The following is a 14,012-nucleotide window of genomic DNA, read 5'->3' as shown; positions in this document are numbered from 1 at the left end:
CGGTGCGGACCGCCGCCCCGCCCGGGCCCGCAGCCGGGCGTCCCGGGCCGCGGGGGGTGAGCGGCATGGCGGTCGGGCCCGCGTGGGCCATGGCCTACGGGGCGGCGATCGGCCTCTGGGCGTTGCTGCGCTGGCCCCTCTATCACGCCGGGCCGCCCCCCGGGAGCCCATCGCCGCTGCGGACGGTGGCGGAGGCGCTCGGCGTGGGTCTGGCCCTGGTGGCGGCGCGAGCGGCGTGGGGGGTGGCGACGGGTCGCGCGGCGGCACCGCGGGTGGCGACGGGTCGCGCGGGCGACGATCGCCCGCGGCGGCGTGCCCCCTGGACTCGGGTGCCACCGGTGCCCCGGGCGGTGGCCGGGTTCGGTCGCCTTCTCGGGATGGCCGGGTCCGGTGCGGGCTTGGTCGGCCTGGCCGCGGCGTGCGGGTGGCTGGCGGCCGAGACGTGGGCCCTCGCCGCATGGCGGCCCGTTCCCTGGGAGGGCCGTGCGATCCGGGTGACCGGCCGCCTCGGACACCCCGAGGTGCTGACCGTCACCGCCATCGAGGGGGTGTCCGTGAGCACGCGGCTGCGGGTCGATTGGGCCGCCGGGCGGCGGGCCGGTGCCGGCCCCGCGGCTCACGCCGCGGACGGCCGATCCCAGCCAGGCTCGCGGGCCGGCCCCCCGTCGCCGGGGGCCGGTCAGGTCGTCGAGGTCTGGGGACAGCTGCGCCGCCTGCGTCCGGCCACGAACCCGGGGGGCTACGACGAGCGGGCCGCCGGCCTGCGCAGCGGGTTCGCCTACGAGCTGGACGTGACCCGGTGGCGGCCGCTGACCCCCGAGGGCGCGGCCGGGCTGGCGGGCGCACCGGACGGCGTCGGCAGGTGGGTGCGGCTCGGCACGGTGGTCGACGCAGCCCTCGCCAGGTTGCGCGGCTTCCTGCTCGACGGCCTGGCGGTGACCCTGCCCCCCGGTCCCCGGGGCGTCGCCGCCGCCCTGCTCCTGGACGAGCGCCAGGGCCTGTCGGCCACGGCGCGGGAGGCCCTGGCCTCGACGGGGCTGATCCATGCGCTGGCGGTATCCGGCCAGCACGTGGCCATGGCCGCTGCGCTGGCCACGTGGCTGACCACGAGGGCCCGGTGGCTGCCCGGCCGGCGCCGTCTCGCGGCCGCCCTCCTCGTCGTCCTCTACGCCGGCCTGACCGGGGGGCCGCCCTCGGTGTTGCGCGCCACGGCGACCTATCTGCTGGCGGAGGCGGCTCGCGGTGCCGGCCGCGCCGTGGCCCCGGTGGAGATGCTGGTCTGGGCCGGATTCCTCCAGGCGGCGTGGCGGCCCCTGGTGCTGCTCGACCCCGGCTTCCAGCTGTCCTTCGCCGCGACGGCCGGCCTGCTGGTGCTGGGAGGCCCCCTGCAGCGGGCATGGCGCGGGCGGTGGCATCGATGGCTGGGCCGGCGGGGAGGGGAGCGGCAGCCCCTGCGCCTCGTCGGCTGGGCCGGCGACGCGCTGGCCGTCACCCTGGCCGCCCAGGTGGCGGTCCTGCCCGTCCAGGTGGCGCTGTTCGGCCGCCTGCCCCTTTCGGCCCTCGTTGCCAACCTACTGGTGATCCCGCTTTCTGCCCTGGGATTGGGGGCGGCGGCGGTCGCCGCAACGGCCGGGGCGGTCCTCGCCGCCTTGCCCGTGTCCCCCGGGTGGGAGGGCCGCGTGGCCACCCTGGCCGGCCTCCTCGGGTGGCCGGCGACGGCCAGCTTGACGGCGATGGTGCGGGTGGCCATGGCCGCGGGGGCGCTGCCCGCCGCCTCGGCCCAGCTGGCGCCTGCCGCGGCGGGATGGTTGGCCGTCGGCGCCCTGTGGGTGTTGGTCCAGGTGGGGGACGCGCGTCCCCGCTATGCCCGGCGTCTGCGCCCGCGCCGCCTGCCCCGGGCTCGGGGGCTGGCGCCGGCCGGGGTGGCCGTCGTCGCCGCCCTGGCGTGCTCGGCGCTCTCCTTGCGACCGCCGGCGCCGGGGACGTGGGTGGCATGGTTCCTTGACGTCGGTCAGGGCGATGCCATCCTCCTGCGGTTTCCCACGGGGCGCAGCGCCCTGGTGGACGCCGGCGGGCGGGCCCTCGTCGCCGGGGCCACGCGATACTGGCCCGGGTCACCGCCGTCGATCCCCGACGCCGTCGGCGAGGGGACCACCGTCCCGGTGGTGCGGCGGCTGTTGGGGCGGGGGCCGGATCTCCTGGTGGTCACCCATGCCGATCGCGACCACGCCGGCGGTGCGGGCGCCGTGATGGAGCGGCTCGGCACCGGCGCGATGTGGCTGGGCGGCCTGCCCGGTGTCCCCTTGGATCGAGCCCTGGTCGACCTGGCGCGGCAGCGGGGCGTCCCGATCCAGCGGCCGGAGGCGGGTTGGGCGTGGCATCCGGCCCCGGGTTGCCGGGTGGACGTGCTCCATCCCGACCCGGCCGCAGGGGAGCCGCGCGGCGCGGCGCCCGACGCCGGGGCGGGGGCGCGGCCCCCGGGTCCGACCACGGCCGATGCCACCGGTTGGGGGAAGGAGAACGACTGGTCCCTGGTCCTGCGGGTGGGGTGCGGCGGCCCCCGGCTGCTGCTCATGGGCGACCTCGAGCAGGCCGGTGAGGAGGCGCTGCTGGCGCGGGGAACCGACCTGGCTGCCGAGGTGCTCAAGGTGTCCCACCACGGGTCCCGGGGCGCCACCACCGCGGCCTTCCTGGCGGCCGTGCGGCCGCGCATCGCCGTGGTGTCGGTGGGACCGAATCCGTACGGGCTGCCGCACGTGGAGACGCTGGCCCGCCTGCGACGCGCGGGCATCCCCGTGGTGCGCACGGACCGCGCCGGGGCGGTGGCGATCCGGGCGGGCCCGGGGCCGCAGCTGGTGGTGCGGGCGATGGTCCCCGGCTCCCTCGCAGGACTGGATGGGGCCGCCCGGCCCCGGTAGCGGACCCGCCAGGCCGAGGTCCGGGAAGCCCGGGGGGAGCGGGTGGGGCGCGGCGCCGGCGGGGGCGGTCCAGGGGTGCGGAGCCGTCGGCGCGGGGGCAGGCATCGCCCCGGCGGGGGGCCGGGGTCGTCGTGTCCTCCTCCGGCCCGCCGCCCTTCCTGGGCGGACTTGGGACCGGGTGCCGACGGGGCGGGCGGGAGACCGGGCGCCCATGGGGCGGACCGGGCCGACCGGCGCGGACCCGGATCGGATAGGATGCTGCTGGGCGTCGCAACCCGGTGGTCGTGTCGACCGGCCGTCCGGCGTCCGCGTTGGAGGGAAGGACCGCGACCGCGACTCGGGGAGGGCGAAGAGGGTGGAGTCCAAGCCGGCTGCTGCGGCCGTGGAGGCGATCCGCCGCGGAAGCATCGAACCGGTGTACCTGCTCCACGGGGGCGAGACCTACTGGCACGACACCATCGTCAAGGCCGTGCGCGACGCGCTGCTGCCCCCCGATGACCTCTTGAACTTCGTCCAGGTGGACGGGCGCACGGTGGGCGTGGAGGAGGCGGTGGAACAGGCGCGCACCGTCCCGCTGCTGGCGGAGCGCCGGCTGGTCGTGGTCCGCGACGCCGCCTGGCTGGCGCCCCGGGCCCCCGGCGCCGAGAGGGGGACGTTCCATCGCGCCGAGGGTCGCGGTGCTCCGCGCCAGCCCGCCACCGCCGACCGACGGTCCCCGGCTTCCGCCGCCTCCGCGTCCGGGACCGCGGAGGGTGCCGACCGCTCCGTGACATCCACGGCCTCGGGGACGGCGGATGCCGGCCGCCGGCGCGCGACCGGAGGCGATGGCCGGGGGGCGGCCGATCCGGAGGAGGCGGCGCTGATCGCCTATCTCGAGGACCCGGCGGCCACGACCGTGCTGGTGATCTGCCATCCGGGGGACGTGGACGGGCGCCGGGCGGCGGTCCGCCTCCTGCGCCAACGGGGCTGGGCGGTGGCCTGCGAGCCCCTGCGGGATGAGGCCCTGGCGAGCTGGCTGGCGGAGCAGGCCGCAGCATGGGGGAAGGAGCTGGAGCCCGAGGCCGTGGCCTGGCTGTTGGAATCCGGGGAGCCCGACCTGCAGCGGCTGGCGCGCGAGATCGCCAAGGTGGCGACCTACGTCGGGGAGCGCCGGCGCATCACCGCCGCCGACCTCCGGGCCGTCGGCGTCGCCGTCGCCACCGCCGGCGTGTTCGAGCTGATCGACGCGATCCTGGCCGGTCGTCGACGCCAGGCCATGGAGCTGCTGGGCCGCCTGCTGGACGCCGACGAGCCACCCCTGCGGCTCCTCGGCCTGATCGCCCGCCAGTACCGCATCCTCGCCTACGCCTGCGGCCTGCGGGCCGAGGGGGGCGACGTCCACCGCTTGCAGCAGGCGCTGCGGCTGCATCCCTTCGTCGCTCGCAAGGCCTGGCGCCAAGCCCAGGCGGTGTCCCCCGAATGGGCGCTGGCGGCCCTGGAGGCGGTGCTGGAGACGGACGTCGGGATCAAGCAGGGGCGGTGGCCCGCCCGCATCGGCCTGGAGCGGCTGGTGTGGCGGCTGAGCGGGGCCGGCTCGACCCACGGCGTGGCGATGCCCCGGAGCTGAACCGTTACCTGAAATATCGTCATCTGTTTCAGGCAGTCGATCCTCACGGATCGACGGTGCCGGTCTTACCCAGCGATGAGCCGGCGCCGGCTTCCCGCTTCCTCCGGGACCGCCTGCCGGAGGGCAGGTCTTCCGTCCCGTCCACGGGCGTTTAACGTCTCCGGGCCACTCCCGGCGACGGCGGCAACCAGCGTCGCGAGATTTCGGGCCGCGTTTTCGTCCCGGTCGAGCACGAGCCCGCATTCCTCACAGCGGAAAACACGCTGTGAAAGCGGCAGCGACGGCTTGACCGCGCCGCACCGGGAACAACGTTTGCTGCTGGGATAGAAGGGCGGTGCTTCGACTAGGACCGCGCCGTGCCAGGGACACTTATACCTGAGCTGGCGGCGGATCTCCGCCAGGGCCGCATCGGCCAGCGCCCGGGCAAGCCGCCGGTTCTTCAGCATGCCCGCCGCGTTCAGTTGTTCGACGACCACCACGCCATAGGTGCTCGCTAGGTGGTGCGTCAGCTTGTGAAGCGCGTCCTGGCGGATGTTCCGGACCCGCCCATGGAGCCGGGCCAGCCGGCGGCGGGCCTTTTGCCACCCCCGGCTGCCCTTCTGCCGGCGGGCCAGGGCGCGGTTCCACCGGGCCAGTTGTTTCAGGTTCTTCTCCAGCGCTCGGGGATTGGGGCAGACCTCACCGGTGGAGAGCACCGCCAGGTGCTTGACGCCCGCATCGACGCCGACGACCCTCCAGGGGAACCGGGGGCGGCCCGTCTGCCGCTCCACCTCGCAGGTAAAGCTGACGAACCAGCGGCCCCCTTCCCGGGTAACCGTGGCGGATAGGATGCGGGCCGTCCCTGTCTGGATGCGCCGGAGCAGGGCCGTGGTCGGCTCGTGGGTCTTCACCCGCCCAATCCGGGGCAGGACGACGTGGCTCTTGTCGTCCACCCGGATCGCGCCGGTGGTGAACCGCACCGATTCCCTCCCTCGGCCCTTCTTCCGGAACCGGGGGAACCCCACCCGGCGGCCCTTGCGTTGCCCCTTGTGACTTTTTGACCAGTTCTGAAGCGCCCGGGCCAGCCCGTTCAGGCCGGAGGAGTAGGCTTCCTTCGAGTTCTCCCGCCACCAGGGGGCGATGAGGTGCTTTTGCCGGTTCCACTCCCGACGCAAGTCCGGAAGCGTCCACGGCACCTCCACATCCTCGCCCCGGGCACGGGCTTCCAGGCGCTCCTTCACCAGGGCGAGCCCCCAGTTGAAGGCAAAGCGGCGGGCGCCCACGTGGGAGGCCAGCGCCCGCTGCTGGCGGGGCGTGGGGTCGAGGGCGAAGCGGTACGCCTGCAACACACGCATGGGGAAGCCCCCCAAAATCATCCAAGGACAGCGTATCAGAACATCTGTTCTGAGACAACAAGCCGGCCGAGGAGGGGAGGTGATGCCAAGATTTGATGACGTTGGGCGAGAAACGATAAGAAACGCGCTAGCTGTTCTCAGCCCTCCCGGAGCTGCGCGGGGAGGCTCCGGTGGTGGCCAACCGCCATCCCCCGTGGAGATGGGCGGCGTGGGGGTGGCGGGACCGAGGGAAGCCGCTGCGGCGTCGTGGTCCGGGAGGGGCATCGGCGGCATCCGGCATCGGCCCGCGCAGAGCACCCGGGCCAAGCCCCCGCAGCAAAGCACCCGCAGCAAGCACCCGCAGCAAAGCAAAAGCCGCTTCCTGGCGAAGCGGCTCCGAACGGACCGTGCCGGCTGCGGGCGTCGGGGATGGCCACGGCCGCCGCCGTCGTCGACCCGGTGGGCGACCTCAGGCGACGACCCCCAGCTTCTTCAGCCGCTGCATCAGGCGCGACTTCTTCCGCGCCGCGGTGTTGCGGTGGATGGCGCCCCGCACGGCGGCCCGGTCGATGGCGCTCACGGCGCGGCGCAACGCCTCCTGGATGGCGGTCGGGTCGCCGCCGGTGAGCGCCTCCTCCAGGCGGCGGATCGCGGTCTTGATGCGGGTCTTGTACATCTTGTTGCGCAGGCGGTTCCGCTCCGCCTGCCGGACGCGCTTGCGCGCCGAACGGGTGTTGGGCACCGTCTTCACCTCCGTGCCAGACTCTCATGTTACGCCACGGGGCCGGGTGGAGCAAGGCCAAGGGAGGCCTCTTCTCCTTGCCTCGCCCCTCACCTGCCGAAACGTCCCGCCGTCGAGGCCCCCGGCGAGGACTCCTGGCCCACCCCCGCCCGCCGCACCCCGGGGGGACTAGCCTCCGGATAGCCGCCGCTGCTGCGCCCGGCGCATCGCCCCATGGGCATCCAGAGCATGGGGTTCGGGCGGGGATGGGGCGCACCGGCACGGATGCGCCCCCTTCGCCAGGGGTGCCAGGATCCATGCCTCCGGCGGCCGGGAGACCGCGGGTTCGGCGACCGCGGTTCGGGGGCCGCGGGTGCGGCGGCCGTGGGGTCCGCCGAGGGCGAGCCGGCCACGGGGGCCACCGAGGGGCGAACCCCGGAATGGCAGCCGCGGAACCCCGGAATAGCGGCCGCGACCCGAGGTTAGCCTACAGCTGGCGAGGCAGGCGAGCGACTGGAAGGAGTGACCCGCGTGGTGATAGGGGCGATCATCCGGTTCATCGTCTCCGCCATCGTGCTCTTGCTGGTGGGCTTCCTCGTGCCCGGCTTCCGGATCATGGGCTTCGTCAACGCGCTGCTGGCCGCGGTCGCGATCGCCGCCATCGGATGGCTCATCGAGGCGCTGCTCGGCCGCAACATCTCTCCCCAGGCCCGCGGGCTGGTGGGCTTCCTCACGGCCGCGGTGGTGATCTACGCCGTGCAGTTCATCGTCCCCGGGATGAGCGTCTCCATCCTGGGTGCCTTGTTGGCCTCGTTGATCATCGGCATCATCGACGCCTTCGTCCCGACGGAGCTGCGATAGGATCGCCGCCGGCCCCGCGCTTGCGGGCCGCGGCGCTGGCGTGTCCGTGACCTGAGACCGCGTCGTCGATGGCCGGGAGCCGATCCCTGTCGGTTGCGGGCAGCCGATCCTCGCGGATCGGCCGCGCCGGTCTTACCCGTCCGGGAGTCGGTGCCGGCTTCCCGCTTCCTCGGGGAGCGCCTGCCGGGCTGCAGGACGTCCGGCCCGTCCACGGGCGTTCTCCGTCTCCGGGCCCCTGCCGGCGACGGCGGCCCGACGGCGGCCGCCGGGGCTGGCCATCAGGATCGGAGATGCCGGCCACGTCGCGTCCCAGTCGAGCACGAGCCCCCTTCTTCGTACCAGACGGTGCACTGCGAAAGCCGAGGCGAGGGAAGGCGGGGACTCGATCGCGCCGCCCCCGCAGCGACCCTTGCCGTTCGGTTGCCTCGCCCGAGGCTCCCGTCGCCGAACCCGCCAGCGGACCCATCGGCCGAGGCCCGCGTACGAGGCCCAGGGCCGCCCGGCCCCCTCCGGCTCGCCTGCTGGGCCCGAACTCCGCCGCGCCCAGGCGCCACCCATTCCCGCCACGCTGGGCCATGCCCGGCCCTCGCGCCTCCGCGGCCCGGCTCCCTTCACCGCCGCCCCGGCATGACCCCGTCCACCGGCGCATAGGTGTGCAAGCGGAGGCGAATGGGGGGACAGCCATGCCCGCGCATCGCCCTCCGGCAAGCCAGCCCCCGTCGGCCGGTGCGCCGCGTCCCGAGACGACGCCTACGGGCGGTCCGGCGCGCCCCTCCCCTGCGGTGCCGGCGCCCGCGGCCGGCACCGCGCCCCAGCGACGACCGCGGCCCGCCGCCGACCCGACGCCCGGTGCATCGCGACCCGAGACCCCGGACGAACCGGCCCCGGGCGACGGGGATGCATCGATCGGGGCGGCAGGCGACGAACGGTCCCCCGCCGGGATGGGCGGAGCGGCTCCGCCGAAGGCATCCCACGCCGTCCTGGCGCCCGGGGACGGTGCGGCGTCCCGGGCGGCGAGCGAGGCGACGGGCGGGGGGCTGGCCGCGCCGCCGGCTGCGGCGCCGACCGCGCCGGCCTCCCGGGTGGGGCCGCGGGCCACTGGGCCATCGCCTGCCGTCGGTGCCCACGCCCCGGGCGCGCTCGGAGCCCCGGCCACCCCCCCGCGGTGGCCGGGGCATCCGGGGCGCTCCGGCGACCAAGGCGGGGGAGGCCCTGCCGAGGGCCGCCTCGCGGGCAGCGGGAGCGAGCACGCGGCATCGCCCGGCGCGGGAGGGGACCGGGGGCGCGGCGGGTTCCCCGGTGAGCCCGCGGCGGCGCCGGCGGGCGACCATGGGCAGCGGCGCGGCCGGGGAGGGGCGGTCGGCCCGCCCGCCTGCGGCCGGCCGGCACCGGCTGGGCCGCTGGGCCGCGGCGATGGGACGAAGACCGGTCCGGGGGCCGGTGGGCCGGAGGGCTCGACGCCCGGGGCCGCCACCCTTCCCGCCGGGCGGTCCCGACGGCGCGCCGTCGGGACCGTCGACGACGGCGGGCGGGGCCCCGCCCGGAGGGCGCCGACGGCGCCAAGGGGCGACGCGGGCCGCCTGCAGGCGATGGCCGGCGCCCCGCCGCTGGGGCCCGGCGGCCTCGGCTCCGAAGAGGGCCCGGGCGAGCAGGCCGCCGTACCCGCCGACGCCGCAGGCCCCGCGGGCGCCGGCCCGGCCCCCGCCGGGCCGGCGCCCGCGGGCAAGGCAGCCCCCGACCCGTGGCCCGCCGTGGCTGCGTACGCCGGGGTGGTCGTCGCCGTCTTCCTCTTCCTGGCCGGCCTGGGCGGGGGGCTGCCGTGGGATCGCTCCCCGGTCGGGGGGCCGGGGAGCCCGGCCGCGGGCGGCGCACCGGTGGCGGGTGCCGCCCCGTCTTTCGGCGCCGCCTCCTCCGCGGCGCGCCAGGGGGCGGACGAACCCGCCGTGCCCGCCCTGAGCCCGCGGTTCCCCGCCACCGCCGGCGAGACCGGCCCCGCGGCGCCCCCTCGGTCCTCGGCCGGGCAGGCGCCCGCCGACCGCCGCGGCACCGGGGACGGGAGCGGGGAGGGCGCCGGGGCCGGCGGCAGCCGCGACCCCGGCCCGGCCGCGGGACCCGGAGGCGAGGGCGCGCCCGCGGCAGGCGCCGGCTCCGCCCCCGCCGCGGGCGGGGGGCGGACCGCTGCCGGTGAAGCCTCCGACCCGGCCTCGCGATCCGACGCGAGGGGTCCCGGGGGCGACGGCGGTGCCGAGGCGGAGCCCGACCTCTGGCACGCCCTGGCGGAGCGGCTCTGGGGCTGGCGGGCGGTGCTCGACGCGATGTGGCCCGGTTCCGTCCCGTCCCCCCCACCCGGGGCCCAGGGCGCGCCGGACGGGGCGGCGGGATCCCCGGCCGGCGGCCGCGGCTCCGCCACCGGCCCCCTGGGGCGACGCCTGGCCGACCTGCTGACGGAGAAGATCGCCGGCGTTCGCCTGGACGAGCCGGTGACCCTGGTCGCCAGCCAGTTCCCCGGGGCCCATCCCCTGGAGATCTTCGAGGAGGAGGGAGGGCCGGTGGTGGGGCGGCTGGCGCCGCCGGACGTCCTGGCCGGCGGGCTGCCCCGCTTCCGCCCGGAGGCGGCGGACGACGGCGAGGTGGCCGTCGCGGGCGACCGGCCGCGGGTGTTGATCTACCACACCCACACCAGCGAGGCCTACGTGGGCGCGGTGCCGGCGGGGACGGGGTTCGACCCGGCGGTGGAGGCCTTCACCAGCGACCCCGGGGCCAGCGTGGTCGGCGTGGGGACGGTGGTGCAGCAGGTGCTGGAGGAACGCGGCATCGGCACCGTCCACCTGCGCCAGGTCTTCGACCGGGACGGGGAGCGGGTGACGCGCATCGGCAACTATCAGCGGTCCCTGGCAGCCCTGGTCGGCGACGAGGACCGGCCCGGCCTCCTGGACGAGTACCCGACGGTGGACGTGGTGCTGGACATCCACCGCGACGGGGTGGGACGGGAGGCCACCCTGACGCGGGTCGGGGGCCAGCCGGCGGCCAGCATCCTGTTCGTGGTCGGCACCGACCGGCGGCTCGAGCATCCCCAGTGGCACAAGAACTACTGCTTCGTGCAGTGGCTGGTGGCCGAGCTCGAGCGGCGCCATCCGGGGTTGGTCAAGGGCGTGCTGGTCTCGGAGAACCGCTACAACCAGCATGTGCGGCCCGGGGCGGTGCTGGTCGAGATCGGCGGCTACGGGAACACGCCCGCGGAGGCCGAGCGCAGCGCGCGGATGTTCGGCGAGGCCCTCGCGGCGGTGATCGAGGCCGGCAGGGTCCCCCAGGCCGACCGGCCCTTCCAGTGCCCACCCGGCGTCAAGCCGCCGGGGTAGGGCGCGACGCCCCGTCCCGCTCCCGCGCAGCGTCCACCTCCAGAGCCCGCCCGGCGTCAAGCCGCCGGGCCCGGGGGCCGAGGCTTGTGGCCGCGGGCCCGCGCCGCTATGCTCAACGGTAGCGGCGGTTCCCGGCCGGGCGGCCGGGAACCGCCGCGGCAGGGAGGCGATGGGTCCGTGGCGATCCTGACGGAGTCCCAGCGGCAGGCCGTCGCCCAGCAGCTCCAGGGCGTGACGGCGCCGGTGGAGGTCGAGCTCTTCGTCCGCGACACCCGCCTGATCATCCCGGGCCGGGAGTGCCCGCGGTGCGAGGAGACGGTCCAGCTCCTCGAGGAGGTCTGCGCGCTCAGCCCCCACCTTCGCCTCACGGTGCGCGACCTCGACCGGGAGGCCGAGCGGGGGCGGGAACTGGGGGTGGAGCGGACGCCCACCCTGGTCATCCATGGGCGGGCCGCGGGCCGGGTGCGCTTCGTCGGGGCGCCGCTGGGCTACGAGTTCGCCAGCCTCCTGGAGGCGCTGGTCGAAGCGGGACGCCCTGCCTCGACGCCGGAAGCGGGCGCCGACGCCGGCCAGGCCGGCGCCGGCGCGGAGGCCACGGCCCCGCGACCCCCGGCGGCCCATCCCGGCGATGCCGGGGCCGCGGCCGGTTCGCGGCCGGACGGTGCCGGCCCCGACGAGGGGGAGGCGTCCCCCACGCCCACCGGTCCCCTGGACCCCCGCCGGTTGGCGCGGCTCGAGGAGGCCGGGGAAACCGTCCACCTGCGGGTGTTCTTCACCCCGACGTGACCCCACTGCCCGCGGGCCGTGCGCTCCGCGATGCAACTCGCCCTGGCCAGCCCGCGGGTGGTGGCGGAGGCCGTGGAGGCCAGCTCCTTCCCGCAGCTGGCGCGTCAGTACCAGGTCTGGGCCGTGCCGAAGACGGTGATCAACGACCGGGTCGCCCTGGACGGGGCCGTGCCCGACGAGGCGCTGTGGTCCGCCATCGCGCAGGCGTTGGGCATCCCGCCCGATTGACGGTCGCGATCGCGAGGTCCGCCGACGGATGAGTGACCAGCGAGCACGGGGCCACCAGGCCCGCATCCGCAACTTCTGCATCATCGCCCACATCGACCACGGCAAGTCCACCCTGGCCGACCGCCTGCTGGAGTCCACCGGCACTATCGGCGACCGCGAGCGGCGCGACCAGGTGCTGGACATGATGGACCTGGAACGGGAGCGGGGCATCACCATCAAGGCCCAGGCGGTGCGCATGTTCTACCGCGCGGCCGATGGCCAGGAGTACATGCTGCACCTGATCGACACCCCCGGCCACGTGGACTTCAGCTACGAGGTCTCCCGCGCCCTGGCCGCCTGCGAGGGCGCGATCCTGCTGGTCGACGCCACCCAGGGCGTGGAGGCCCAGACCGTGGCCAACCTGTATCTCGCCCTGGACGCCAACCTGACCCTGATCCCCGTCATCAACAAGATCGACCTGCCCGCCGCCCGGCCCGACGAGGTGCGCCAGCAGCTGGCGGACCTGGGGTTCGACCCGGCGGAGGTGCTACTGGTGTCCGCCAAGGAGGGCACCGGCGTGGACGACCTCCTGGAGGCCGTCGTGCGGCGGATCCCGCCGCCCTCCGGCGACCCCGAGGCGCCGCTGCGGGCGCTGGTGTTCGACAGCCACTACGATGCCTACCGCGGCGTCATCGCCTACGTGCGGGTGCGGGACGGGCGGGTGCGGCCGGGCGACCGGATCCGGCTGATGGCCTCGGGCGCCGAGTTCGAGGTCGACCAGCTGGGCACCTTCCGCCCCTTCCTGGTCCCGGTGGACGAGCTGGCCGCCGGGGAGGTGGGCTTCGTCGCCGCCGGCATCAAGAACGTGCGGGACTGCCGGGTGGGCGACACCATCACCCTGGTCGACCGCCCTGCCCGGGAGCCGCTCCCGGGCTATCAGCCGGCCAAGCCGATGGTGTTCACGGGGCTCTACCCCGTCGACCCGGGCGACTACGAGCGGCTGCGGGAGGCGCTGGAGAAGCTGCGCCTGAACGACGCCGCGCTGGTGTTCGAGCCGGAGACCTCCGAGGCGCTGGGGTTCGGCTTCCGCTGCGGCTTCCTGGGCCTGCTGCACATGGAGATCGTCCAGGAACGCCTGGAGCGGGAGTACGACCTGGACCTGATCACCACCGCGCCCAGCGTGGTCTATCGCGTGCGGCTGCGGGACGGCAGCGAGCGGGAGATCCAGAACCCCGCCGACCTGCCCCCGCGCGACCGCATCGAAGCGCTGCTGGAGCCCTTCGTCCGGGCGTCGATCTTCACGCCCAAGGAGCACGTGGGCGCGCTGATGGAGTTCTGCCAGGAGCGGCGCGGCGAGTTCGTCACCATGGAATACCTGGATCCGCGCCGCGTGCGGCTGGAGTACCGCCTCCCCCTGGCCGAGATCATGTACGACTTCTTCGACCAGCTGAAGTCGCGGTCCAAGGGCTACGCCACCCTGGACTACCAGCTGGAGGGCTATCGCGAGTCGGACCTGGTGCGCCTCGACGTCCTGGTGGCGGGGGAGCCGGTGGACGCCCTGTCGGTCATCGTCCACCGGGACAAGGCCTACGCCCGCGGCCGCGCCCTGGTGGAGCGGCTGAAGGAGCTGATCCCGCGCCAGCTCTTCGACGTGCCGATCCAGGCGGCGGTGGGGTCGCGGGTCATCGCCCGCGAGACCATCCGCGCCCTGAAGAAGAACGTGCTGGCCAAGTGCTACGGCGGCGACGTCACCCGCAAGCGCAAGCTGCTGGAGAAGCAGAAAGAGGGCAAGAAGCGGATGAAGCAGGTGGGCCGGGTGGAGATCCCGCAAGAGGCCTTCATGGCCGTGCTGCGGGTGGACGAGCCCCGCGGCGGGGGGCGGTGAGCGCGGTGCCGGCACGAGCGGGTCGCGTGGGTGCAGCGCAGGCGCGAGAGGCGCGCCCGGTGCCCGCCCAGGCGCCACGGCCGACCCCCCAGGCCGCGGGAGCGCCGGCAGGCCGGGGGCCTCAGGCCGCGCCGTCCGGGTCCGGGCCGGCAGGAGGAACCGGCCGGGCCGCCGCGGCGACCCCCACGGCGGCACCGGCGGACCGCCGTCGGGCCTCGCCCCCCGCTGGGTCCGCGGCTTCCGGGACGAACGCGTCCACGGGGCCGGCGCCCTCGATCGGCGCCGGCCCCGCGGACGCCACGGCCCGGGGCGCCCTTGTCCGTCCCGATGGCGGCGCCGGGCAGGGGCGGGAACGG

8 protein-coding genes are annotated in these 14,012 nt (G+C 76.0%); 6 read left to right on the top strand and 2 right to left on the bottom strand.

Annotation, left to right across the window (positions count from 1 at the left end):
• The first annotated feature begins 65 nt into the window (after positions 1 to 65).
• Together Q5761_RS11315 and holA are read left to right on the top strand one after the other, a co-directional pair.
• Positions 66 to 2,918 carry a ComEC/Rec2 family competence protein gene (locus Q5761_RS11315; protein ID WP_135224454.1) on the top strand — a complete coding sequence of 951 codons (2,853 nt, stop codon included), beginning with the start codon at positions 66 to 68 and terminating at the stop codon, positions 2,916 to 2,918.
• A gap of 355 nt (positions 2,919 to 3,273) precedes the next feature.
• Entirely contained in the window at positions 3,274 to 4,524 is a 1,251-nt protein-coding gene (gene holA / locus Q5761_RS11310) for a DNA polymerase III subunit delta (RefSeq protein WP_135224453.1), read from the top strand.
• Between the two features lie 65 nt (positions 4,525 to 4,589).
• On the opposite strand, the gene tnpB is transcribed toward holA, so the two are convergent.
• Complete coding sequence (tnpB, locus tag Q5761_RS11305) at positions 4,590 to 5,858, bottom strand: IS607 family element RNA-guided endonuclease TnpB (protein ID WP_318750658.1); 1,269 nt, start codon at positions 5,856 to 5,858, stop codon at positions 4,590 to 4,592.
• 448 nt (positions 5,859 to 6,306) lie between these two features.
• Positions 6,307 to 6,579: a 30S ribosomal protein S20 gene (gene rpsT / locus Q5761_RS11300; protein WP_135224451.1), complete on the bottom strand. Its 273-nt coding sequence runs from the start codon at positions 6,577 to 6,579 to the stop codon at positions 6,307 to 6,309.
• Between the two features lie 510 nt (positions 6,580 to 7,089).
• On the opposite strand from rpsT, the gene Q5761_RS11295 reads away from it, so the two are divergent.
• From Q5761_RS11295 to lepA, 4 genes are all read left to right on the top strand, one after another.
• A complete protein-coding gene (locus Q5761_RS11295) occupies positions 7,090 to 7,419 on the top strand; it encodes a phage holin family protein (protein ID WP_135224450.1) in 330 nt (109 codons plus the stop codon).
• A gap of 1,589 nt (positions 7,420 to 9,008) precedes the next feature.
• Positions 9,009 to 10,778 (top strand): stage II sporulation protein P, encoded by a 1,770-nt coding sequence (spoIIP, locus tag Q5761_RS11290; protein WP_318750657.1) that lies wholly within the window; start codon positions 9,009 to 9,011, stop codon positions 10,776 to 10,778.
• Positions 10,779 to 10,955: 177 nt separating this feature from the next.
• Positions 10,956 to 11,792, top strand: a complete 837-nt coding sequence (locus Q5761_RS11285; RefSeq protein ID WP_318750656.1) for a thioredoxin family protein — start codon at positions 10,956 to 10,958, stop codon at positions 11,790 to 11,792.
• 28 nt (positions 11,793 to 11,820) lie between these two features.
• Positions 11,821 to 13,656, top strand: a complete 1,836-nt coding sequence (gene lepA / locus Q5761_RS11280) for a translation elongation factor 4 (RefSeq protein WP_318750655.1) — start codon at positions 11,821 to 11,823, stop codon at positions 13,654 to 13,656.
• Positions 13,657 to 14,012 lie beyond the last annotated feature (356 nt).

The sequence above is a fragment of the Thermaerobacter composti genome (assembly GCF_033582035.1).
Classification (GTDB): Bacteria; Bacillota; Sulfobacillia; order Thermaerobacterales; family Thermaerobacteraceae; genus Thermaerobacter; species Thermaerobacter composti.
The sequence above is the reverse complement of the archived record's forward strand: the minus strand, read 5'-3'. Positions and strand labels throughout refer to the sequence as shown.

Excerpts from the sequence above, each read along its gene's own strand:
- Q5761_RS11315 (WP_135224454.1), top strand. The coding sequence starts at position 66 with ATGGCGGTCGGGCCCGCGTGGGCCATGGCCTACGGGGCGGCGATCGGC.
- lepA (WP_318750655.1), top strand. The coding sequence starts at position 11,821 with ATGAGTGACCAGCGAGCACGGGGCCACCAGGCCCGCATCCGCAACTTC.
- tnpB (WP_318750658.1), bottom strand. The coding sequence starts at position 5,858 with ATGCGTGTGTTGCAGGCGTACCGCTTCGCCCTCGACCCCACGCCCCGC.
- spoIIP (WP_318750657.1), top strand. The coding sequence starts at position 9,009 with ATGGCCGGCGCCCCGCCGCTGGGGCCCGGCGGCCTCGGCTCCGAAGAG.